Below are 24,269 nucleotides of genomic sequence, written 5' to 3' on the forward strand. Positions count from 1 at the left end.
TTATCGTAAATAAATATAAATAAAATTTACCAATTTTAGGATGGGTATTTTTGGGATGAAATTATTTCAGTTAATTTGCATGAATCCACCTCGATTTTTATCCCAATATTAAGCTATAGTCTAATTTTGGGATTTACAAATTTATGATATATTTATATTTACAAAATATTTCTGATGCCAAGAATAAATCTTTTAAAAGAAAAAGATATTGAGCTTTTCGATAATCCTGTTGAATTAACAGTTGAAGAGAGAAAAGTATTATTTACGTTAGAGTTTGATAATGATCTTGAACCTAATTTAAGAAAAGGAATTACTATTATTGGTTATATTCTTCAAAAAGGCTACTTCTTAGCTCAAAAAAAATTTTTTGTCCCCAATCAATTTAGAGAGGATGATATAAATTATGTATCTAATTTATGTGGATTGGAATACAAGGTAAACATTGGAGAGTACAAAAGATCCTTATATACACAACACAGAATTTTTATTTTAAATAAATTTGGATATCGGGCTTTTGCCGATTGTATTGATTTATTTGAAAAAGAAGCTTTGGAGCTAGTTAAAACTCCGCAAAGACCAAAAGAAATTTTTTATTCTTTAATTTCATTTTTGGAAGAGAAAAAAATAGAACACCCTAAATACTATTTTTTTGCTCAGACCATATCGAAATCCTTAAATGTATTTGAACAAAATTTAGTGAGTCTGGTCGATAAAAACCTTAGTATAGTTCAAAAAGATTTATTGGATGAAATGATGAAACTACCTTCAGGTAATAATGAAGTGACTTCCAAAAATCCGTATTTAATTACTAAATTAAAGAGGATTATTCAAACGATAACTCCAAGAAAAATTAAAGAAAGCATAGATGATTTTAGTATTATTAAAGATATGCATTTTCATCTTTCTAATATTACTAAATTGAATGAAATTTCAGGCATATTAAATTATTATGCTGTTTGGGTAGTAAAGGCAGAACATATACAGTTTGACAGCATTCGAGATATTGAAAGAAAAAGACTTTATATAGTATCATTCATTATTTATCAGTATCGCATCCGTCAGGATGCGTTCGTTGACATCTTTCTTCAAGTTGTTCAAAAATATTATAATAATGCTAATAAATCTATTGCAAATGATTTTCTAAAGAAAGATTTAAAACCCAATAAACAGAAACAACTGGCAAAAATTAGGGACATTATTTTTTCTTCAAAAAAACAATTAGAAAAGGTAAAACGAATAATTTTTACAAATCAATATGCAGATTATCAAAAACTTAGATTAATAAAAGATATTTTCACTTCTGAAAACCACTCTTTACATGATGACATCATTGAGGAAATTGATAAGCTTGAAAACTTAGGAACCACTGCGCTAAAAGAAGAACTTTTCTTCAAAGAGCTAAATAATGGATATAGAAGAATACATAACAGAGTTGCTGGAATTCTGTTAATGCTTGAATTTAATGACGAAATGTCTGATTTTCAAATGATATCTGCTATAAAAAACTACCAAGCTAAAAATGGAAAAATAACACATACTGCTCCTCGTGAGTTTATTGCTAAAAACGATCAGAAATGGTTATATAATGATAAAGGTGAATTTAATCCACAGATGTATAAAATCTTTTTGTTTAGAGAAGTATCTAATCATATAAAAGGCGGTACACTTAACCTTAAATTTTCTGATAAATACAAGTCAATCGATGATTATTTAATTTCTTACAGTCGTTGGAATTCGGACAAGAAAGAATTGATGGAAAGAGCCAATATTAATCATATGTATGAAATGGAGGATACTTTGTTGCTTTTAAAAGAAAGCATGATGCAGCATTATATAAAAACAAACGAAAATATTTTCACCAATGAATACTTAAAATTTAATAAAGATAATAGACCAAGAGTAACCACCCCAAAAATTGACGAAACTACAAATCATTTTGTTCATGAAATTATTGGAGAAAATATATACATCCCACTTACAAAAATATTATCTGACATTGATTATTCTGCAAAATTTACATCTTCTTTTTTACATTACAGCCGAAAATCAAGTAAAGATTCTCCTGCTGAAAATATTATTTATGCAGCAATTATAGCTTTAGGTTGTAATATAGGGGTAAGAAAAATGGGTAAAATATCTACAGGTATTGGAGCTGACAAATTAGAATATGTGGTCAGATGGTTTTTTAGTAAGGATAATATTGATGAAGCCAATCAAATGATTCTGGAAATTACAGATAAACTCTCACTACCCCAAATATACCTTCAAAAGAAAGATTCATTACACACTTCAAGTGATGGGCAAAAATTTAATGTAACAGTTCCTGCAATTAATGCAACTCATTCCTTTAAATATTTTGGAACCGGAAAAGGAATTTCTGCTTATAGTTTTATTGACGAAAAGAGTAAGCTTTTTTACAATAGTGTAATTAGCGCTTCAGAAAGAGAAGCCGGCTATATCCTTGATGGGCTTCTTCACAACAAGGATATAGAGAGTGATATGCATTCCACGGACACGCATGGGTATAGTGAAATTATATTTGGAGTTTGTAATTCTTTGGGAATTTTATTTGCCCCAAGAATTAAAAATTATAATGACCAGCTTTTATATACCTTCAAGGATATTCCAAGAAATAACTACGAAAGTAAAGGCTATAAGATTCTTCCTTCAAAAAGTATGTATATCGATGAGAGCATCATTAAGAATCAATGGGAAAATATATTGAGATTATTATGCTCTATTAAATTAGGGGAAGCAAAAGCTTCTACTATATTGAAACGATTAAGTTCATATTCAAAACAACATCCTTTATATAAGGCAATGAAAGAAATTGGTAGAATTCATAAAACAATTTTTTTATTAAGGTATTATGACGAACCCCCTCTAAGACAAAACATTGAAAAACAACTGAATAAAATTGAATTATCCCACCTTTTTGCTAAAGCTGTTTTTTTTGGAAACAATCAGGAATTTAAATATGAAACTAAAGAAGAACAAGAAATTGTAGTAGCATGTAGACATTTAATCCAAAATGCAATTATATTATGGAACTATCTTTTTATCTCAGACAAACTTTCCGAAATTAAAGAAGAAGAGGAAGTAATGAAAAATATTGAATTAATGAAAAATAGTTCTATAATGACTTGGCAACATGTTAATATGCATGGAGAGTATGATTTTATAATAGATGTAGAGAAGCCACCATTCGATATGGATAAAATTAACTCATTGAAAATAAATTAATTACGCATTGAAATGAACATTTTGTCCCATTTTTGGTTTGAAGCCAACATTAGCCTATGATCGAAAACAATAAAATCAGGCAAAATCTAAAGGAACTGATTGATACCAAGGATTTTGTAGAACATATATCGGTGGATTGCGTGATTTTTGGTTTTCACCGGGATACGCTCAAGGTGCTCCTGCTCAAATACCACGACCTGGATCTGTGGTCCGTTCCCGGCGGATTTGTTTTTAATAATGAAAATCTTAATGACGCTGCGGCCAGGACGCTCTACGAGAGAACGCACCTTTCAGATGTTTTTTTGGAGCAGTTCTATACCTTTGGTGATATCCACAGGACCGAAAATAATACGCACCAAAAATTATTGGAAAACCGAAAAATAGATGTAGATCACAGCCATTGGATCTATCAGCGTTTTATCTCTGTCGGCTATTGTGCTTTGATTGATTATACCCTTACCTACACTTTCCCTGATTCTTTTAACGAGGTTTGCCAGTGGTTTAATGTGAACGAACTGCCTAATATGGCTTTTGACCATCAGGAGATGATAGAAAAAGGGCTATTGTACCTAAGAAAAAATATTGATTATCAGGTAATGGGCAGTAATCTTTTGCCGGAAAAATTCACAATGAAAGAGTTGCAGAATCTGTATGAATCGATCCTGGGTGAGCCGTTGAGAAGGAATAATTTTCAGCGCAAGATATTGAGCCTTAATATCCTGGAACGCCTGGAAAAACATTATAGCGGATCTGCAAACAAAGCGCCTTATCTCTACCGTTTTCTGGATTCACCCAAGATCTCCGTCAACGATTTTCTAAAATAAAAAAGCAACCCAAAAAAGGTTGCTTCTGTTTTATCTTGTATTTTTACCGTCTACCACAATGCGGTCTGGCCTGTTTGCCAATTCCCAGGCAGTTGCAAAAACCAGCTGGGCTCTTTTCTGCAATAGTGGATAATCTATTTTGTCGGGATCATCTGTCGATTTATGATAATCCTCATGAATACCATCGAAGAAAAATGCAACCGGAATGTTATGCTTTGCAAAGTTATAATGGTCGGATCTGTAATATAATCTCTGAGGATCTTTGGGATCATCATATTTATAATTCAGTTCCAACTTTACGGTTTTATCATTCGCTGCTTCATTGATTTTTTTAAGATCCGAGCTCAGCATTTCCGAACCAATAACATAGACGTATTGTTTGCCCCGGTTTTCCGGGTCATCGCGCCCAATCATATCAATATTAAGGTCAGCCACTGTATTGGCTAACGGGAAAACAGGATTTTCTGAATAGTATTCTGACCCAAACAACCCATGTTCCTCACCGGTTACGTGCAGGAAAAGGATTGAACGTTTTGGCCCGTAACCTTTCTTCTTAGCTTCCTGAAAGGCTTCTGCAATTTCCATCACCGCCACAGTACCGCTGCCATCATCATCAGCGCCATTGTACACGACGCCATTTTTGGTTCCGACATGGTCATAATGAGCAGAAACCACAATAATCTCCTCTAGTTTTTCAGTTCCGGGGATAAAGGCTAAAATATTTTCTGAGTCAGGCAGTGTTTCGCCATACTTTTTCATTGAAGCCGACGGGACTTTCTGGTAATAGGATCCCAAAGCTGGCGGAAAACCGATACCATTTTTCTTATATTGCTCAATCATATACACACCGGCCTTTTTTTGCCCCGCGCTTCCGGTATCTCTACCTTCCATATCATCTGCTGCAATAATGTAGAGGTTTTCTTTCAGTTCTGCGGAGGTAATACTGTTGTAAGCGTCTTTGAAGCCTTTGCCATCGTAGCTGAAGTTTTTGGTCGTGGCGCAGTTTTGCAGTAATGCCAATCCCAGCACAAGACCGTAGATTTTTATATTTTTCATAGGAGTAAGTTTTACTTTTTTGTTGTTAAGGTCATGAAAAGAATTGAGATATATTTTCAGGATAGAACAGTCTGCTTTTTATCTTATCCTCTTCTCTATTTTCTTTCATCGACTTATTACAGTTATTTAGTATTAAGTCGGAATAAGTAGCTGATTGTTACTTTGATTGTTCAAACTTTTTAATAGCCGATTCTGTTTTGACGAACAGAACAATGACGATTATAATCATTATACCAAAGCCCATCATATTGATATGTGCTTCATCCAAATTGAGTAAAAGCCCAATAATCCCGGTTAGCAAAAGAACTAATCCACCAATAATCAACAATTGGGCTGACAGCCGTTGAGCGAAATGCCAGTTATCAATATTTTTCATAGACCTTAATGTCCGGTATCCGTATAATGCATTGATTTTCTTAGGTGGGAAAATCCGCATAAGCAGTCCTGCCAGGATCAATATAAGGCCGGTCAGGTTAGGGATAAGCATTAATTTTTCTATCATAAGTCTATATTCTCTCTCCAAAAGTTAACAATGTTCCGTTAGGATCTAATAAGGAAAACTCTTTCATTCCCCACGGTTTTGTTTCTAAACTCCCATTAGGATGAATGGCAATGTTTTTATTCTGTACTTGTTCAAAGAATGTTTCGATATCATTCGAAATTTTAAAATAAAGCATAAAATCAGATTGGCTGGGATCTAATGCCTTGAATTCAAAAAAATGAAGTTCAGAATTATTGTAGACTGCTATCAGATAATTATTATAATCCGCCACAAAATCAAATCCCAGTTTTTGGTAATATGCTATTGTTTCAGCTTTACTAATAAACGGTATTTTCGCGATTATTTGTGAGATCATTATTCGATTTTTAAGCTAATTCATCATTCCATTCCTTGATAGTCACTTTTGCTATCAAACCTTCCTTCACAAACGGATCGCCATTCACGAAAGCTTCTGCAGAATCTTTGTCAACAAAAATCGCCATTGCACCTTCACCAGGATTAGCGAAGGCTCCTGTTCCCAAAACTTTCCCGGATTTTAGAAAATCGGCTTCAAACGCTTCGTGACGCGGAAAGACAGCCATAAACTCGTCCATTGTTTTGTTTGCGTTATGCTCGTAAAAAACTACTGCTTTCATAATTTTTGTCTATAACATTATTAATCGATTATCATTGATCAATTATCACTTATAAATCTAATGCGCTTCCAACCAATTATCGCCTACTCCAACTTCTACTAACAGAGGAACATTGGTAGGAAATGCAGATTCCATTTCTTTTTTGATGAGTGCTGTTGCTGTTTCCACTTCATCAATTGGCGTTTCAAACAATAATTCATCGTGAACCTGCAAAAGCATTTTGGTTTGCAGTTGTTGTGTTTCCAGTTCCTGATCAATTTTTATCATCGCCAGTTTGATAATATCGGCGGCACTTCCCTGTATTGGTGCATTGACGGCATTCCGTTCTGCGTGGCCTTTCACCACAAAATTAGTCGAATTAATATCTTTAAGATGGCGTTTTCTTCCCAGGATGGTTTCAACATAACCCAGTTTTCTGGCTTTTTCTATTTGCTCGGTCATATATTCTTTGAGACGAGGATAGGTTTCAAAATAAGCATCAATCATTTTCTTGGCTTCGGATCTGGAAAGGCCTGTCTGTTCGGCTAGAGCAAAAGCACCCTGTCCGTAAATGATTCCAAAATTGACCGTTTTGGCCTGGCTCCTTTGCGTTTTTGTCACCTCGTCTAATGCAATATCAAATAACTTTGCAGCTGTTGAAGCGTGGATATCTTCCCCATCCTGAAATGCTTTGATCATATTTTGCTCACCGGAGATCTCTGCAATTAATCTTAATTCGATTTGAGAATAATCGGCTGAGATGATTTTTTTGCCTTCACCTGAAACAAAAGCGCCACGGATCTGTTGCCCTCTCAACGTTCTGATTGGGATATTCTGCAGATTCGGGTTTTGGCTTGCCAAACGGCCTGTCGCGGCAACAGTCTGGGCAAAAGTCGTATGAACGCGCTCATCTTTTTTCTCGATCTGGGTGGGCAACGCATCTACATAAGTCGATTTAAGCTTTTGTAAGGTTCTGTATTCCAGTATGGAAGCAATGATATCGTGTTTGGACGACAGTTTTTGTAAAACATCTTCAGACGTGGCGTATTGCCCGGTTTTGGTTTTCTTGGCTTTGGGATCCAGCTGCATTTTCTCAAAAAGGATTTCTCCCAACTGCTTGGGCGAATTCATATTGAATTCTTCGCCGGAGAGTTCAAAGATTTTGGATTCTAAAACTTTCAGGTCATTTTCCAGATCCTTACTTTCTTGAGCCAGCCAGTTGCTGTCGAGTTTTACACCGGTTAATTCTATTTTTGCAAGAACTTTCATCAGCGGCATTTCTACATTATAGAAGAGTTCTTCCAGATTTTCTTTGGCTAATTGAGGTGCAAACAGTTCATAAAGCTGAAACGTAATATCTGCATCTTCTGCTGCATAATCAGTCTGTGTTATGATGTCAACTTCTCTCAAAGTTAATTGATTTTTACCTTTTTTCCCGATGAGAGATTCTATGGAAACTGGTTTGTAATCCAGATACATCTCAGAGAGATAATCCATCCCGTGCCGTCCGTCGGGATTCAGAAGATAATGCGCAATCATTGTGTCAAACAACTTTCCTGTTACTTCAAGGTTATAATTCTGGAGAACCTTATAATCGTATTTCAGGTTATGGGCTATTTTTAGCACATTTTGGTCTTCAAAAAACGGACGGAAAATCTCAACTGTTTCTTGCGCTTCTTCCCTATTTTCAGAAATTGGGATATAATATGCCAGGCCTTTTTTATAGGAAAAACTCATCCCAATTAATTCTGCTTCGAGCTCGTTAAGCGACGTGGTTTCGGTATCAAAACAAACCGCTTGTTGTTTAAGAAGATTGTCAACCAAAACCTTTTGGGCTTTTGGGCTTTCTATATATTGATAAAGATGATCGTTCTCGGTGATTGTAGACTTGGTGGTAGTGGCCTGATCCAGCTGTTCAAAAGTAGCAAAAAGATCCATCGTTCCGTTTTTGTGTACGACTACTTTTTCTTCTACTATTTCTATGGTGGCTTTGCCGGTTTCATCGCCGTCCATCAACTCATCCGTATATTCTCTGTTCGCAAAAGCACGGTAGAGATTTTCGTATAACCTTCGGAATTCCAGCTCATCAAAAACTTCTTTTACTTTCTCAAAATCAGGAACTTCGAGGTCATATTGTTCCTCAATAAATTCAATCGGTGCATCACATAATATGGTAGCTAACTTTTTGGATAACAATCCTCTTTCTGCACTGGCTTCAACTTTTTCTTTAAGCTTGCCTTTCAGCTTATCGGTATTGGCTAGAAGATTCTCCATAGAACCAAATTCCTGAATAAATTTCTTCGCAGTTTTTTCACCAACACCTTCCAGCCCGGGAATGTTATCCACCGCATCGCCCATCATCCCAAGATAATCGATGATTTGTTTGGGGTCATTAATTTCATATTTGGCCTTGACTTCTTCAACACCCAATATCTCGATGTCGCCGCCTTTCAGTCCCGGTTTATAAATTTTGATTTTATCAGTAACCAGCTGCGCAAAATCTTTATCCGGCGTTACCATAAAAACATTATAGCCCTGTTTCTCGGCTTTGCAGGCAATGGTTCCTATCACATCATCTGCTTCATAGCCTTCCACACCAAGAATGGGAATGTGCATCGCTTCCAGAATGCTGTTGATATAAGGTTTTGCAAGCAGGATCGGTTCAGGCGTTTCCAGGCGGTTGGCTTTATATTCAGCATAATCTTCGTGACGGACGTTCGTTCTGCCTACATCAAAAACGACTGCCAAATGTGTCGGCCGGTCTCTTTTAATCAATTCAATCAAAGAGTTGGTGAAACCAAAAATAGCAGAGGTATTAAGGCCTTTGGTCGAGATTCTGGGGTTTTTTATGAAAGCAAAATACCCACGGAATATCATGGCGTAGGCATCAATCAGGTATAATCGTTTGTCTTTAGAAGTCATAAAAACAAAAGTAACGATTTGTGCTTGATTATAAAGTGTAATTGATTCAAAAAAAATAATTTTATTAATGTTAAAAAATCTTAATTTTATATAATTACTAAACGATTTTGGTTGTATTTTTGCAACATCAATACGATGAAAAAAAACTATCCATTTTCTATATTACTCCTGTGTATCATAATGTCCTGCGCCAACTACGGTGACAGCCTGCTTTACTATAAAAAAGATGCAAAAATCAATGGTGTAAAAACGGTCCTGTTTTTTGATCCGGAAGTTTTCCCGGATATTGATGAGATCAAAGATCCTACCTATTCCGCTTTCTCTAATGCTGCGTCTGACAAGATGAGATCGATCAGCATAAAATACCTTCAGGTGAATAAAGCGATTCCTTTTGAAGAGATAGACACTAAGATTGTGCAGGAAATCTGTAAAAACAATAACGCTGATGTAGCCATTATCCCGAAAGTGAAATACTTTAAAGTGGGTTTTGGTAAATATGTTTTTTCTAATCAGGTGGTTGTAAGCCTGAAACTCTATGATTCTGAAGGCAATTATATTATGGAGACTTCTTACGATACGTACAAAGGCAACGCAAGGCTGCTGGGAAGTGCAGAAAACTCTGTGATTATAGGCACCAAAGGTGCGATCCGCAAAATGGAGAAAGAACTTCGGAACCGGCAGGTTATTCTAAGAAAGGCATCTTAATTTACATTCCATTAATGTGTTTTTTGTTTAGTTTTTATACTTTTGCATTGCAAAAAATTTAGGTAATCGAGAATCAAGAGATCACAATAAATCCTGCTGATATGGCAGAAACGCTGAGCAAATTGCCGGCGGAAGTCCGTATTCTGCAGTTTTTGAAACTTCCAAAGTCTGAGAAGGCGGAAGTTTTTGCCCATCTTGATCCTGATTTTCAGGAAGATACAATTAGAAGTATCGCCAGCCATGAGGTTTCTGACATCCTGAATGAGATGTCTCCCGATGATCGTACCCAATTGTTTGAGGATTTTCCGGATGAATTAATTAAATACTCGATTAATCTCCTGAATCCGCAGGAACGCCGGGTTGCCCTCAAATTATTAGGATACGAAGCGGATTCTATAGCCCGTCTTATGACACCTTATTATGTGCAGATCCGTAAGGAATGGACTGTAAAACGATGCCTGCAACAGATCAAAAAAGTAGGAAAAAAAGCGGAAACACTCAACTTTCTTTATGTAGTAGACGAGAGAAACCGCCTGATAGACGATATCACCGTAGGTTCGCTCCTGTTGGCAGATGAAGAGCAGCTGATCTCTGAACTTTGTGACAATCATTTTGTGGCGATTACCACTACAACCAGCAAAGAAGATGCTGTGCCTTATTTTGAGAAATATGACCGAAGTGCGTTGCCCATCGTCACAGAAAATGGCGTTCTGGTAGGTATTGTAACCATTGATGATATCCTTGACCAAATCGAACAACAGAATACAGAAGATATCCAGAAATTCGGGGGATTGGAAGCATTAGATGTCCCCTATACACAAACCTCACTGATAGAAATGGTCAAAAAAAGAGGAATGTGGCTTATTATTTTATTTTTTTCAGAAATGCTGACCGCTTCTGCCATGGGATATTTTGAAGATGAAATCCAAAAAGCTGTTGTCTTAGCACTCTTCGTCCCACTGATTATCTCAAGCGGAGGAAATTCCGGATCGCAGGCAGCAACATTAATAATACGTGCAATGGCCCTGCAGGAGATTGGACTGAAGGACTGGTGGTATGTTATGAAAAAAGAGATTTTTACCGGCTTATTCTTGGGTAGTATTCTTGGTATTATAGGATTTTTAAGAATTATGGTCTGGCACGAAGCAGGTTTTTTCAACTATGGAGAATATTGGCCTTTCGTCGGACTAAGTGTTGGTGTTTCTCTCATAGCAATTGTTCTTTGGGGAACACTTTCCGGATCAATGGTTCCTTTTATATTAAAAAGATTGAAACTCGATCCGGCGACCTCTTCTGCACCTTTTGTAGCAACTTTGGTGGATGTTACCGGTCTTATTATCTATTTCTCCGTGGCAGGATTGTTCCTTACCGGGAAGTTGCTATAACGTTATATTGTCTTAGCTATTATAGATCAGGGAATTCAATCTTAAAACCAATTCCGCGAACAGAATCAAATTTGATTCTCTTATCTTTCTGGAAATATTTGCGCAATCTGCTCATAAAAACATCCAGGCTCCTTCCAAGGAAATAATCGTTTTCGCCCCAAAGTGTTTCCAAAATCTCTTTTCGATTGATAATTTTATGGTTATTTTTAGAAAGCAAGAGCAACAGTTCCGATTCTTTCTCGGTTAACTGAACCGTTTCGTTCTGAAATATCAGCTGAAATTGTGATGGAATAAAGGAATAATTACCCAATTTAATCACTGCTTTTATAGAATCCTGTTGTCTCTTGAGAATATTTTTGATCCTTAAGATCAGTTCTTCGGGTTCACAGGGTTTGGTGATATAATCGTCTGCGCCCAATTTCAGTCCCAGGATCCGGTCAATACTTTGTCCTTTTGCCGTCAGGAACAAAAACGGGATATCAGATGTTTTCCTGATTTCCTTAGACAATTCAAAACCGTCAATTACTGGAAGCATCACATCAAGAATGGCTAATTGATGTTGGTCAACCGATGTTTTATTTTTCAAAATTTCTTCGGGATTCGGGATCCAACTGACTTCAAAATCCGAAAATTCTAGGTATTGTTTCAAAACCAGCCCCAAATCCGGGTCATCTTCTACTAATAAAACTTTAGGCTTCATTGGGAATCGTGATTTTAAATGAAACACCTTTCTTTTTTGGATTCACATCAATATCGCCTTTGTATTGATCAACAATTTTCTTAACCAGAAAAAGTCCTACACCAAGACCGTTGATGTGAAGATTTTCGTCTCTCGTAATGCGGTAATATTTATCAAAAATGTGTTGTGTTTCTCCTTTCGGGATTCCGATTCCGTCGTCAGAAACTTCAATTTCAATGAATTTATTGACTTTAATAAAAACCTCAATTTCCTTTGCGCCGTATTTTGTAGAATTATCGATTAAGTTATCCATAATTTGCTTGAAATCATTTTCAAACAACGACTTATTCTCAGAAAAATTAATTTTAACTTTGAAATCGATTTTATCAAAATATTTTTTAGCCTCAATAAAATAATCCTCCATCTTTTTTTTATCAATCAAAACATCATCAGAATCGGAAGTGTGAATTGATGAAACAATATTCTCCAGACGTTTGATTTGTCGTTCCAATAGAGCTTTAGTCTGATAATCAGAAGATTGAGCAACTGAGAATTTCAGGGTTGTAATGGGCGTATTCAGTTCGTGAGCGATGGAATCGATAGTGGTGTGAAGTTGTGAGATTTTCTTTTCCTGACGGTTTAGGTTTTTGAGGCTGTTTCGAAACAAGAAAACGATCAAGACAATAATCAGCAAACTAATGATAATTAACGGAATAATTTTCTTAAAAATTAAAAACTGAATGTTCAATAATTGATAAGTTGCTTTTGATTTTACCAGGTAAAAATGTTTTTCGTCCTGCTGGATGTCTCTCATCCGAATACAAATGGAACAAATGGGAAATGAAAGCCGGATTGCGTTCGGAAACGACTTTTATCAAAACCAATTCTGACAATCCTGCTGTGGAAAACCAAACCACGAGAACCGGACTCTTCCCTACTTTTTACCTGATGTATAATATGAAAGAAGACCAGCAATTGGGGATTTCTTATGGCAAAAGGATCGACCGACCGAATTATGATTTCTTGAATCCTTCCAAATCTTATTATAATCTGTATTCGTACTTTCAGGGTGATGCGAATCTGAGATCAACCATTATCCATAATCTGAGCCTGACTTATACGGTGAAAGACTGGAACTTTGAAGCTTATTACAGCTACATCAAAGACCCTTCTATGGAAATCTCTGTCCAGAACCCGCAGACTTTTGAAACGGTTTACAATTATACCAATATAGATCACGGGCAAAACCTGGGCGCTAATCTTTCTAAAAGCTTTTCGATAAAGCCATTCTGGAAACTGAATCTTTTTGCGATGGGAGAATATCAGGAAAATTATTTTATGGGAACAGCCAGGATCCTTTATAAAAATGATGTCTTTTTTTACAATGCGAATATTTCTACACAAATTACGTTGGACAAAGCAAAAACCTGGGATCTGAATGTCTCTTATGTTTATAATTCTAAGACTATTCAGGGTTCGTTTGACATCAGTTCATCCCAGAATACGAATATTATCATTAATAAGAAAATGTTTGACAAACGTCTGGAAGCCGGTTTGGTTTTTAATGATATTTTCAGGACTAACAAAAATACCATCTCAACAAGATATGCAGACCAAAACCAGTACTTCAAAGATTACCGCGATACGCAGTATTTTATGATTAACCTCAAATATAATTTTGGGAACCAGAAGGTGAAGGAGGCTAAAGCCGGCCGCAAAACAGATGAACAAAACAGGCTGTAAATTTTTTCCGTATTGAATAGCCTGAATATATATCATTAATTCCTTTAAAGAATTTAAAAACAAAAAAACCTTCTGAAAAAGAAGGTTTTTTAAGTATAAAAAATATCTGGGATTCTATTTAGAATAGTTATCTGCGTAGTCTTTTTGGGACGCAAGGATTACTTTTTTAGCGTGGTCCGCGCCGTAAACCAAATCAATTTTAACTTTTGCAGGTTCTGTTGGAAGGTTTTTATAGCTTAAGAAATAATGCAAAAGCCGGTTCACTTCTGCCTGTGGCAATTCGGAGATATCTCTGATATGGCCATAAACCTGGTCTTCTACCAATACCGCAATAATCTTGTCATCTGCCTCACCTTTGTCAATCATTTGGAAACCACCAATTGGGATGGCCTGGCAAATAATGTTACCAGAAGTAATGTTGTGAGAGCTTAACACACAGATATCCAAAGGGTCATGATCGCCTTCTGCAACATCTTTTGCTCCGGTAGCCACCGCAAGGTTCTTAACTTCTTCCTCACAATAAGTCTTTGGTACAAAACCGTACAAAGCGGGGATAATGTTGGAAAATTTTTGTGGGCGGTCAACTTTTAGGTAACCAGTTTCTTTGTCAACTTCGTATTTTATGGTGTCTGTAGGTACAATTTCTACAAAAACGTTAACCACTTCCGGCGCATTTTCTCCCGCAGAGATCCCATGCCAAGGATGGGCTTTACAATTAGGAATCATGTTTATTTATATTATTTTGTTAAGTTCTTTTCTAAGGTTTTCTATCGTGTCGGCAATATAATCTTCGGAATTGAGGTAACCCATCAGGAAGATCGTTTTAAAATCATCCAGCCCCGGATTGTCATTCAGTTCCTCATAGGTTTTGCGAAGCAACTGGATGATATTGTTCTTAGAAGTCACAATATCCTGCCACGATGATCGTGAGATGTATAATTGCTGCGAAGAATTATAATCAAATTCTTCATTAATGTTTTTTTCCGTCAGGAAAACAAATTCGTGAGGCTGAAGGTTTTTATCAAACTTCGTCACAAGATTGGCCGGTTTTAGGCGTTCCAGAAAAAGCGTCATCCTTTCCAAAGCCTGCAGTTTGATCTCGCTGTTCGATTGGGTTGCCAAAAAGTTGATCTCCTGTTTTTTGAGACGGATAAAGCTGTTGACAAACTGTTTTGCAAAAACCAAAAATGGTAATGCAATGATAACGGCCACAGCGTAAGGTAAATAATCTGAATCAAACATATCTGAAATCGGATTGCAAAATTAAGAAAAATTTGCTCAATTTTAATTGATAATATTCATTTTAAAAAGTTTTGCAAAGACACCAGTTACAGCATCGCCTCGTCTTTGAAACTGTAATATCTGTTTTGGGCAATAATGAGATGATCCAGCAGTTCTATCTCCAGCAACTTCCCGGCGTCTTTGATTTTTTGAGTAATAGCGATATCCTCGCGGCTGGGGTTCAGGCTGCCAGCCGGATGATTGTGTGCCACTATAATCCTGGTAGAGAAATGTTCCAAAGCTGTTTTGAAAACCACCCTTACATCGGCAACAGACCCTGCAATTCCGCCCCGGAAGAGGCAGGTTTTATAAAGTATTTTGTTCTGATGATTAAGAAAAATAACCCAAAACTCTTCCGTGGAAAGCTCGGAAAGATGTGGCTGCAAAATCTCAAACCCATCCCGGCTGCTGCTAATCTGTTGCCGCTCCAGCACCTCCTGTTGCGATTTTCGGTTGCCAATTTCCAGAGCCGTTGCTATGGAAATAGCTTTGGCCTCACCCACTCCCTTGAATTTCATTAGATCTTTGATCGATAACTGACTTAGTCTGTGCCAGTTATTATCGACCGAATTCAGGATTCTTCTGGCCAGTTCCACAGCCGATTCTTCCCTGTTCCCACTAGCCATAATAATAGCCAGCAACTCCGAATCCGAAACGGCAGCTTTTCCCTTTAACAGGAATTTTTCTCGTGGGCGGTCATCTTCCGCAAGGGATTTGAGATTCAAAATAGAAGTTTTTTGAGTTTAAACTAAAAGTCTATTATCTATAATTACTAATCAACTATCATTTATTATTAATGATCTGTCCGTCTTTCATCATCAGCTTCCTGTCTGTACTTTCTGCCAAAACCATATTGTGGGTAACAATCACAAAAGTCTGCTTGTACTTATCTCTGAGGTCAAAAAACAGCTGGTGAAGCGCATCGGCATTTTTAGAATCCAGGTTTCCGGTAGGTTCATCGGCATAGATAATTTTTGGCGAATTAATCAAAGCCCTGGCAACAGCAACTCTCTGCGATTCGCCACCGGAGAGTTCCGACGGTTTATGATGCAGCCTGTGCGCGATGTTGAGATCTTCAAAAAGTGAATGGGCTTTGTCTATCACTTCCTTCTCTGCAATACCTGCAATTTTTGTAGGCAAGAGCACATTTTCTAATGCGGTAAACTCGGGTAAAAGCTGATGGTTCTGAAACACAAAACCAATGTTTCTGTTTCTGAATTTTGAGAGGTCTTTATCCTTCATTCCCAGAAAACTCTGTCCGTCAAGCGTAATTTCGGTTTGGTATTTCTCGATGTCAGACGGCCGGTCCAGCGTCCCCAAGATCTGCAGCAGCGTGGATTTTCCAGCTCCGGATTCTCCGACAATAGAGATAACTTCGGCAGGTTTTATATGGATGTCAACACCTTTCAGGACTTCCAGTGTGCCATAGAATTTGTGTATGTTTTTTGCTCGGATCATTTTATATCGCTTTTGGCTATTAGCTAATTGCTATTGGTACTTTTATTCATTAATTTATAAATACTATTAACCACAAAAGTCACAATAGTCTTTGTGTTTTCAAAGTATTTTGTCATTCCGTAGGAATCTCGAACAAGCTAAGAAGCGAGTTAACATTCCGCCAGGATGACCAATATTATGTTTTTTATTCAAACTTTTGTAGTTAGTTCTACATTACAAGTTTTGCTTTCACTTCGTTTTCAAAGTTTTTAAACTTTGATCTAATATCTGACACCTAAATTCAGGCATCTGCTTAAATCTTCGTCAATTTAGCGAATTTTAGGATAAGGTTTTTCTCCCCTTCGTTGGAAAAAACAACTTTGGCCTTGATGTTTTGAGGATCGGTGCCATCCAAAAATGTGACTTCCCCAATCCCGAAACGGTCGTGTCTCACACGGTCTCCAACTTCTATATCCTCCGAGGATGATCCGCTTGGATTAATGATTTTTGCTGTTGCTACAGGTTTCAGCTGTTTTTTGGGTGCTGGGACACCAATGTTTCTTTCCAGTGTTTTTTTCTCTTCTTTCTTCTTGAAAAACCTTGGTTCCGATGGTGTTTCGTCAAAAATATTAGAACTGATCCCGGAATGGTTTACAAACCGTGCTTCCATCATCGGATTGATAAACTCGATATATTTGGAATCGACTTCACTCAGAAACCTGGATGGCTCCGAGTCTGTGATTTTCCCCCACTGGAAACGCGACACCGCATAGGTGAAATAGGCTTGTTTCTCAGCGCGTGTCAACGCCACATAAAACAGCCGGCGTTCTTCTTCCAGTTCTTCCCTGGTAGATGAACTCATAAAACTCGGGAAAAGGTTTTCCTCCAGCCCAACGAGGTATACCACAGGGAACTCCAGCCCTTTGGACAAGTGGATCGTCATCAGCGACACTTTATCGGTGTCATCGTCTTTCTTATCCTGAGTATCGGATGAGAGGGCAATATTTTCCAGAAAATTAGAAAGGCTCGGGTCGCCGCCTTCAACCTGTCTCTGTTCTTCGATAAAACCCTGCATTGAGTTGAGTAATTCCTGTATGTTTTCTACTCTGGAGATGCCTTCCGGCGTTTGGTCATCTTTCAGGAACTTAATCAATCCGCTGCGTTTGGCCACTTCCATCGCTACATCATAGACGTTTTCGGTTTTCAGCATCACCTGAAAAGCTTTGATCATGGCCCAAAAATCACCGAGTTTGGTAATAATCCCGTTATTGAGGCCCAGTTGTGGCGCATAAAACCCAAGATTGTCCAAAACCTGTGTTAAGCCAAGGCCGTGAGAATCTGCAAAGACAATCAGCTTATTCTGTGTGGTCTCGCCAATTCCCCTTGCCGGGTAATTGATAATCCTGGACAAGGCTTCGGAGTCATTCTCATTAACCAAAATCCTCAGGTAAGCCAAGAGGTCTTTAACTTCTTTCCTTTGGTAAAAGGACAATCCGCCATAAACCCTGTAAGGGATATTCTTTTTCCGAAGCGCGTCTTCAAAAGCCCTTGTTTGCGAATTGGTCCTGTAAAGAATTGCAAAATCAGAAAAATGCCGCTGCTGCGTATTATGTAATTCAAAAATGTTGGCTGAAACAAAATTGGCCTCATCAGCATCGGAAAGGCTTCGGTAAACCTTGATTTTTTCGCCAACTTCATTCTCGCTGAATACGTTTTTCTTAAACTGCTGCAGGTTTTTGGAAATCACAACATTGGCGGCATCTACAATATTTTGAGTTGACCGGTAGTTCTGCTCCAGCGAAACCGTTACGGCATCCGGATAGTCTTTTTTAAAATTAAGGATGTTATAAATATTGGCTCCACGGAACGAATAAATAGACTGTGCATCGTCACCTACCACGCATATATTTTCAAATTTTGATGCTAAGGCTTTCACAATCAGATATTGGGAATGGTTGGTATCCTGGTACTCATCTACCAGGATATACCTGAACCTGTCCTGGTATTTTGCAAGGACTTCTGGGAAACGAGTCAGTAATTCGTTGGTTTTCAGCAAAAGGTCATCAAAATCCATGGCGCCGTTACGGAAACAGGTATCTACATACTTTCGGTAGATCTCTCCTATCCGTTTCATATTGGCTCTTTCGTCATTCTCCATCAGCTCCGGGTTGTTAAAATAAGCGTTGACGGTGATCAGGTTATTTTTATACTGCGAAATCCTGGCAAGAACTTTTTTAGGCTTGTAAACCTCGGAATCTATACTGAGATCTTTAATCACTTTTTTAAGGACATTCAGCGCGTCCTGGGCATCATAAATCGTAAAATTGGACGGGAAACCAAGGTAATGCGCTTCGCTTCTCAGGATTCTGGCAAAAATGGAGTGAAAGGTTCCCATCCACAGCGATCGGGCATCACTGTTCCCCACCACTTTGGCGATACGCTCTTTCATTTCTTTCGCCGCCTTGTTGGTAAATGTCAGCGCCAGGATATTAAACGGATCTACACCATTGGTAATGAGATGGGCAATCCGCATCGTCAGAACCCTTGTTTTGCCCGAGCCTGCGCCTGCCAAAACCATTAGCGGTCCCTGTAATGTTGTAACTGCCTCATATTGCGCTTCATTCAATCCCTTCAGATAATCCATTATAGTCTCAAATTTTCAGATAACAAAAATAGGGAATTTTGAGCAATTTTTTATTCTACGCGCCTTAATAACATTTGTCCAAAAAAGCCGGTAGCAATCTTTAAAACCATAATGAAGGATTATCAAATATGTAATAATTTCAATAACATTGAATCCTGTGATTGACGAAGGAACAGCAGTATTATCATAATTGGATCGGAACAAAAACAGCGATATACCCCATTAATTCAAGATTTTTGGTTTTCCCTAAAAAATTAAGCCTATCTTTAAGAATAGTTCATTCATGGCAAAGCCATAGTAAAGCCATACCAAAGCCATGGATAGTTCATGAATGAAAATCAGCAATAACATTATCATATTGTTAATAATTATTGATTTAAATAAATATTCTGCAAATGATAAATGATTACCACCATGTTATTTTTTTCGAATAGTTTCCAAAAACCCAATGGCTTGTCTGATATTAACTTAATCTTTATCCCGTATATTTGAAAATCCGGTAATCATTAGGTATTTTTGTGCCGGTGAACATCTAATTATTATTCCAAACCCTAACATACAAACATTTGAAAAGGAACCATCTCAAAAAGGAAATAAGCACATTTTTTATTCTCAAACCTTCACCCAGAACCTGGCATATCCCCTTTCTTGCAGGGCTTTCGGTAGGGATTCCTTTGCTGTTCGGTTACCTCTTTGCTGATGTGCGCTCAGCTTTAACGGCCAGCCTTGCAGGATTAGTCATTCTTTACATCCCAAATTCTAAGGATATTTTTGAGATAATGATGAAAATGTTTGTCTGCTCTTTTGGGATGATTATTTCTTACATTTTTGGGCTTGTCTTCAGTTTTAATATGTGGTTGGCGCCGGTAGCATTTGGGATTTTCTCAGGCATTGCTTACTATATTGTCAAATATTTTAACCTGAAACCACCAGGCAGTTTTTTCTTTATCATGATGGCGTCCATGGCGATTGGCTTGCCCCACCATTGGGAAACGATCCCGCAGCGTGTGGGGATTTTTACCATAGGAACGCTGAATGCCTGTTTCATATGCATGATCTATGGACTTTTAAAATCAAAAAAAGAGGCTAAAAGTAATATAACCACGGTACAAATTAACCCTTATGTTAACCTTGTAGAATCTTTCATTGTTGGGATTTGTATGCTGGCTTCCGTGATGGTTGGTCATATCCTCAAACTCGAATACCCATATTGGATCCCGATCTCTGCCCTTGCGGTTCTACAGGGCGTGAGCCGCTATCATATCTGGAAGCGTGGTTTGCACAGGATTTTGGGTACCATCATTGGTTTGGGCATTGCGTGGTTTATCTTTTCTTATGTCAAGGATATTCTTTGGATTTGTGTTGCCATTATCTGCCTTCAGGTTATTGTAGAACTGCTGATTACCAGGCATTATGCCCTGGCTGTCGTTTTTCTCACACCTATGGGGATCCTGTTGGCCGAGACCGGAAGCTCTACTTCACTTAATCCTGATTACCTGTTAAAAATGAGATTGTTAGAAATTTTAATAGGCAGCCTGATTGGTTGTGTAGGCGGTTGGTTTTTATACAATGAGAAAATCAGGTTTAACTCTATTAAAAACCTGCGAAAGTCGAAAGTTGTTCTGAGGAAAAGTTTCCAGAAGTAAGTAATCCGTTTTATGTACCTTACCTATGGTTTTTACAACTATCAATCAGTTGCTGTAATTGATGGGCGACAGTCTCTTTTGAGTAATCTGTAAAGTTGAATGCCTGCTTCCTAAGTTCTGAAATTTGATGTTGAAGGTCAGGCTTTTCTTTTATGATAAAATTAAGGCCTGATGTGTATGTTGACGGGAAAATAGCCGGCTTCCCATACCTGATGGCATCGCCAATGTTACCGCTAATTTTCGTTTCTCCATAAATTTCCCTGACAGAGAAAAACTCAGTCTCCTGTCGGATGGGGCAATACAAAACATCTGCTTTTTTCATTTCCAGATCAAATTCCAGTTGCGGGATTTTCTCTGTAAAATATTTGAAACTGATAAAATCAGGAAGCCTCTGTTCCACATTTTTGAGTTGTTCCAACACCCTGCCGGATGCTTTTCCCAAAAAAACAAATTCGTAATTGATGCCGATAGCCTCAAACTTTTCCAATTTTATAAAAAGCGAATTGTAATCTCGCCTGCTTTGTGAAACTGCACCAGGAATTACAATTCTGATTGCTTCTTGTAATAAGTTTTGAGAATTAAATTGATTGAAATAAATTGGTAAAAATTTGAGATTATTATCTTTTGACATCAGTTCATCAATTCCTAAAAGATAATTGGCTTTCTGATAGACTTTGGGAGCTTCCAACAATCCTTCTTTCAGCAGTAATTTTAACCTGTACTTAAAATCTTTTTTAAATATATTCTTAATCAAATCCCATTTTGAGGCTTTTGTAAAATTAAGATTATGGACAATAAGCGCCGTATTGTACTTCTCCGCAAGAGCCTTATAAACAATGAAATGGCGATGCACAGTTCCAACAATAATCAGATCATAGGTTTTTTTTTCAAGGACGTCCAAAAGGTTAGAGTAGTCAGTGATGTAAATATTTTCCTCCCTGATATTCAGTAGTTTGAATATCTTCTGAGAAAAGTAAAAATCCACCAGCAATGTCTTAGAATCTTTGGTTAATTCGTAAAATTGGGCAGCGATCTCAGCATGGGTATCAAGCTCTATATAGGCGATTTTATTCATAATCCGAAGTTTTTCCAAAATTCTTTCCACCGCAGGTTCCTTATGAATTTGATTTCTTGCGGGCTTAGTTGCCGTTTACTTTTTTGTTTAAGGAAAGAATTGATTGTTACAAAAAACTCCTTAACGGATTGATTTTTAAAAGAAGACTTTGCGGAAGAGATCATCGCCAAAGGTAAGCTGAGCCCAATATTGTAAAAATACTGTCCCAATTTTTCAGCTTTCTGAGATTTGTATTTGTAAGCTGTCGGGCGCAAATGCTTTACCCAGAGATCCTTGATGGTAAGCACTTCCCAATGGTGCATTTTGGCGAGAAGAATATCCAGGTTGTCCCATCCAAGAACAGGCCGCAGACCATCCATCGATACAAAACATTCTTTTCGGTAAGCTTTCACAGGGCCACGCACGTGGTCTTTGGAAGACAGGTTTTCAAAAACCCAGTCTCTGTTTTGATTACTGAAGTCTGCCCAGTTTTCACTTTGTTTCCTAAGGTTTTTGATTTCCGGGTTTTGTTTATAATTTCTGATATAGACCAAACCGGAGACAATCCCAGCTTTTGGGTTTCTCTCAAAAATATAATTGATTTTTTCCAGGTAATTTTTAGGAAATACAATATCTGCATCAAATTTACAGATGACATCATACTGCTCCCAATCTACAGACTGCAGTCCGTGGTTAAATGTCCTCACCACTTTAGCACCCGGCTGGTGCGCAGAAGTCTCTAATGTCTGAAGCTGAAAATTAGAGGTTTGAGTAAGGAAATCCTGCACGATTTCTCCGGTCTTATCAGTGGAGCCGTCATTGACAACTACACATAAAAAATCCTGGAAACTCTGTTTTTTAAGAGAATCCAGACAGAGAAAAATATTTTGTTCCTCGTTATGGGCGGGGATGATAATCAGGAATTTCAATAGGCTAGATTAATATTTTATTGTGAGGATTCAGCATGTTTTTCGGATCCAGAATTTCATCCAGTTTTTCCTGGGACAACAACTGATGTTCTATCACCAGATCGTAGACACTTTTGCCGGTTTCCAAAGCTTCCTTAGCAATTTTTGTGGAATTTTTGTAACCAATATATGGGTTAAGCGCCGTTACAATACCAATGCTGTTTTTTACCATATTAAGGCATACTTCTTTGTTCGCAGTAATGCCAACAACACATTTCTCCCGAAGTGTATCCAGGGCATTACAAAGAAAATGATTGTTCTCCATAATGGCATGGCAAAGAACAGGCTCCATCACATTCAGCTGTAGTTGGCCGGCTTCGGCAGCAAAAGTCACGGTCAAATCGTTCCCAATCACTTTATAACAAACCTGGTTGACCACTTCCGGAATCACCGGATTTACTTTTCCTGGCATGATGGATGATCCGGGCTGCATTGGCGGAAGATTGATCTCATACAAACCAGCGCGTGGGCCCGATGAGAGCAGTCTCAGGTCATTGCATATCTTGGACAGTTTGACAGCCATCCGTTTCATGGCAGATGAGTAGATGACATAAGCTCCGGTATCGGGAGTTGCTTCTACGAGATCCGGGGCAGAAACAATTGGGATTCCCGTTATCTGCGCCAGGTTTTCTGCACATCTTTTGGCGTAACCTGTTGGTGCATTAATGCCTGTTCCAATAGCGGTGGCACCCATGTTAAGCTCCACAAAAAGTTTGGCATTGTTATTCAGTTTTTCGATGTCTTCTTCCAGCGTCGCTGCAAAGGCTTCAAACTCCTGCCCCATCGTCATTGGCACCGCATCCTGAAGTTGTGTGCGCCCCATCTTGATGACATCCTGAAACTCAAACCCTTTTCGGCGGAAGGCTTCAACAATCTGCTGTAGCTTTTCTACCAAGATCTTATTCATATTATAAAGTGCAATTTTTATCGCACTGGGATAAGCATCGTTGGTACTTTGGGACAGATTGATATGATCATTGGGTGAACAGTACTGATATTCGCCTTTCTGATGGCCAAGGAGTTCCAAAGTGATATTGGCAATCACCTCGTTGGTATTCATATTAACCGAAGTTCCGGCCCCTCCCTGAATCATATCAATGGGAAATTCATAATTGTATTTTCCTGATATAACCGCGTCACAGGCCTTATCAATGTGTTGGTATAGATTTTCGTCTAGCAGTCCCAGTTCATAATTGGTTTTCGCTGCTCCTTTTTTTACGTAGCCAAGGGCTTTTACAAATTCGGGATACGAAAACAATTTCTGACCCGAAATGTTGAAGTTATTAATGGCTCGCTGTGTCTGTACTCCGTAATAAGCTCCAATGGGTACCTGTAACTCACCCAGCAAATCGCTTTCTAATCTATACTGTTCCATGATTGATTTTTGAAAACGGAAAGTTACAGAATATTTGAAATATTTTTTCTATTTTTAATGAATATATAACTCGGGATGTTCAAGGGATTATGGATTAAAGATATTATAATTACAGTCGGGGCATTTATTTATTACTGCCTCAATGGTTTTTATCAGCCTCACTCAAGCTTGGCTGATGTAAAAATTTGAAC

21 protein-coding genes are annotated in these 24,269 nt (G+C 37.8%); 6 read left to right on the forward strand and 15 right to left on the reverse strand.

Annotated elements, in window-relative coordinates; all coding sequences use genetic code 11:
- Positions 1 to 174: 174 nt before the first annotated feature.
- Together B0B05_RS03340 and B0B05_RS03345 are read left to right on the forward strand one after the other, a co-directional pair.
- A complete protein-coding gene (locus tag B0B05_RS03340) occupies positions 175 to 3,243 on the forward strand; it encodes a Tn3 family transposase (RefSeq protein ID WP_076782068.1) in 3,069 nt (1,022 codons plus the stop codon).
- Positions 3,244 to 3,299: 56 nt separating this feature from the next.
- Positions 3,300 to 4,067: an NUDIX hydrolase gene (locus B0B05_RS03345; protein ID WP_076782069.1), complete on the forward strand. Its 768-nt coding sequence runs from the start codon at positions 3,300 to 3,302 to the stop codon at positions 4,065 to 4,067.
- 30 nt (positions 4,068 to 4,097) lie between these two features.
- On the opposite strand, the gene B0B05_RS03350 is transcribed toward B0B05_RS03345, so the two are convergent.
- The 5 genes from B0B05_RS03350 to polA all read right to left on the reverse strand — a co-directional run bounded on the left by B0B05_RS03350 (position 4,098) and on the right by polA (position 9,161).
- Positions 4,098 to 5,123 carry a M28 family peptidase gene (locus tag B0B05_RS03350; protein ID WP_076782070.1) on the reverse strand — a complete coding sequence of 342 codons (1,026 nt, stop codon included), beginning with the start codon at positions 5,121 to 5,123 and terminating at the stop codon, positions 4,098 to 4,100.
- 157 nt (positions 5,124 to 5,280) lie between these two features.
- Positions 5,281 to 5,625: an SdpI family protein gene (locus B0B05_RS03355; protein ID WP_076782071.1), complete on the reverse strand. Its 345-nt coding sequence runs from the start codon at positions 5,623 to 5,625 to the stop codon at positions 5,281 to 5,283.
- Between the two features lie 4 nt (positions 5,626 to 5,629).
- A complete protein-coding gene (locus tag B0B05_RS03360; RefSeq protein ID WP_076782072.1) occupies positions 5,630 to 5,980 on the reverse strand; it encodes a bleomycin resistance protein in 351 nt (116 codons plus the stop codon).
- A gap of 10 nt (positions 5,981 to 5,990) precedes the next feature.
- Positions 5,991 to 6,260, reverse strand: a complete 270-nt coding sequence (locus B0B05_RS03365) for a YciI family protein (RefSeq protein WP_076782073.1) — start codon at positions 6,258 to 6,260, stop codon at positions 5,991 to 5,993.
- A 57-nt stretch (positions 6,261 to 6,317) separates the two neighbouring features.
- Complete coding sequence (polA, locus tag B0B05_RS03370; protein WP_076782074.1) at positions 6,318 to 9,161, reverse strand: DNA polymerase I; 2,844 nt, start codon at positions 9,159 to 9,161, stop codon at positions 6,318 to 6,320.
- A gap of 135 nt (positions 9,162 to 9,296) precedes the next feature.
- Here polA and B0B05_RS03375 point away from each other — a divergent pair, with 135 nt between their 5' ends.
- Together B0B05_RS03375 and mgtE are read left to right on the forward strand one after the other, a co-directional pair.
- Entirely contained in the window at positions 9,297 to 9,866 is a 570-nt protein-coding gene (locus tag B0B05_RS03375) for a pyruvate decarboxylase (protein WP_076782075.1), read from the forward strand.
- Positions 9,867 to 9,931: 65 nt separating this feature from the next.
- A complete protein-coding gene (mgtE, locus tag B0B05_RS03380) occupies positions 9,932 to 11,251 on the forward strand; it encodes a magnesium transporter (RefSeq protein WP_262488139.1) in 1,320 nt (439 codons plus the stop codon).
- Positions 11,252 to 11,270: 19 nt separating this feature from the next.
- Here the strand turns inward: mgtE and B0B05_RS03385 are convergent, their stop codons facing one another.
- A complete protein-coding gene (locus B0B05_RS03385; protein ID WP_076782077.1) occupies positions 11,271 to 11,951 on the reverse strand; it encodes a response regulator transcription factor in 681 nt (226 codons plus the stop codon).
- A complete protein-coding gene (locus tag B0B05_RS03390) occupies positions 11,941 to 12,744 on the reverse strand; it encodes a sensor histidine kinase (RefSeq protein ID WP_076782078.1) in 804 nt (267 codons plus the stop codon). Before B0B05_RS03390 ends, B0B05_RS03385 begins: the two co-directional genes overlap by 11 nt.
- Before the next feature lie 26 nt (positions 12,745 to 12,770).
- Here B0B05_RS03390 and B0B05_RS03395 point away from each other — a divergent pair, with 26 nt between their 5' ends.
- Positions 12,771 to 13,673 (forward strand): outer membrane beta-barrel family protein, encoded by a 903-nt coding sequence (locus tag B0B05_RS03395; protein ID WP_084173868.1) that lies wholly within the window; start codon positions 12,771 to 12,773, stop codon positions 13,671 to 13,673.
- A 114-nt stretch (positions 13,674 to 13,787) separates the two neighbouring features.
- On the opposite strand, the gene B0B05_RS03400 is transcribed toward B0B05_RS03395, so the two are convergent.
- The 5 genes from B0B05_RS03400 to B0B05_RS03420 form a co-directional block, all read right to left on the reverse strand.
- Positions 13,788 to 14,399, reverse strand: coding sequence for an inorganic pyrophosphatase (locus tag B0B05_RS03400; protein WP_076782080.1), 612 nt, complete (start codon positions 14,397 to 14,399; stop codon positions 13,788 to 13,790).
- A 6-nt stretch (positions 14,400 to 14,405) separates the two neighbouring features.
- The gene (locus B0B05_RS03405) at positions 14,406 to 14,915 is read right to left on the reverse strand and encodes a DUF7935 family protein (RefSeq protein WP_076782081.1); all 510 of its coding nucleotides are present in this window, start codon (positions 14,913 to 14,915) and stop codon (positions 14,406 to 14,408) included.
- A gap of 86 nt (positions 14,916 to 15,001) precedes the next feature.
- Entirely contained in the window at positions 15,002 to 15,679 is a 678-nt protein-coding gene (radC, locus tag B0B05_RS03410; protein WP_076782082.1) for a RadC family protein, read from the reverse strand.
- A gap of 58 nt (positions 15,680 to 15,737) precedes the next feature.
- On the reverse strand, positions 15,738 to 16,412 hold the full coding sequence (locus B0B05_RS03415; RefSeq protein WP_076782083.1) for an ABC transporter ATP-binding protein: 675 nt from the start codon (positions 16,410 to 16,412) through the stop codon (positions 15,738 to 15,740).
- Between the two features lie 292 nt (positions 16,413 to 16,704).
- Positions 16,705 to 19,035 carry an ATP-dependent helicase gene (locus tag B0B05_RS03420; protein ID WP_076782084.1) on the reverse strand — a complete coding sequence of 777 codons (2,331 nt, stop codon included), beginning with the start codon at positions 19,033 to 19,035 and terminating at the stop codon, positions 16,705 to 16,707.
- A gap of 566 nt (positions 19,036 to 19,601) precedes the next feature.
- Here B0B05_RS03420 and B0B05_RS03425 point away from each other — a divergent pair.
- On the forward strand, positions 19,602 to 20,681 hold the full coding sequence (locus B0B05_RS03425; RefSeq protein ID WP_076782085.1) for an FUSC family protein: 1,080 nt from the start codon (positions 19,602 to 19,604) through the stop codon (positions 20,679 to 20,681).
- Between the two features lie 19 nt (positions 20,682 to 20,700).
- Here B0B05_RS03425 and B0B05_RS03430 read toward each other — a convergent pair whose 3' ends face one another.
- From B0B05_RS03430 to aspA, 3 genes are read right to left on the reverse strand one after another with little or no spacing between them, the layout of a single operon-like run.
- A complete protein-coding gene (locus B0B05_RS03430; RefSeq protein ID WP_076782086.1) occupies positions 20,701 to 21,756 on the reverse strand; it encodes a hypothetical protein in 1,056 nt (351 codons plus the stop codon).
- A complete protein-coding gene (locus B0B05_RS03435; RefSeq protein WP_076782087.1) occupies positions 21,753 to 22,664 on the reverse strand; it encodes a glycosyltransferase family 2 protein in 912 nt (303 codons plus the stop codon). The genes B0B05_RS03430 and B0B05_RS03435 overlap by 4 nt, the downstream gene beginning before the upstream one ends.
- Before the next feature lie 4 nt (positions 22,665 to 22,668).
- Entirely contained in the window at positions 22,669 to 24,078 is a 1,410-nt protein-coding gene (aspA, locus tag B0B05_RS03440) for an aspartate ammonia-lyase (protein ID WP_076782088.1), read from the reverse strand.
- Between the last annotated feature and the right edge of the window lie 191 nt (positions 24,079 to 24,269).

The sequence above is a fragment of the Epilithonimonas bovis DSM 19482 genome (assembly GCF_900108115.1).
In the GTDB taxonomy this organism is placed as follows: domain Bacteria; phylum Bacteroidota; class Bacteroidia; order Flavobacteriales; family Weeksellaceae; genus Epilithonimonas; species Epilithonimonas bovis.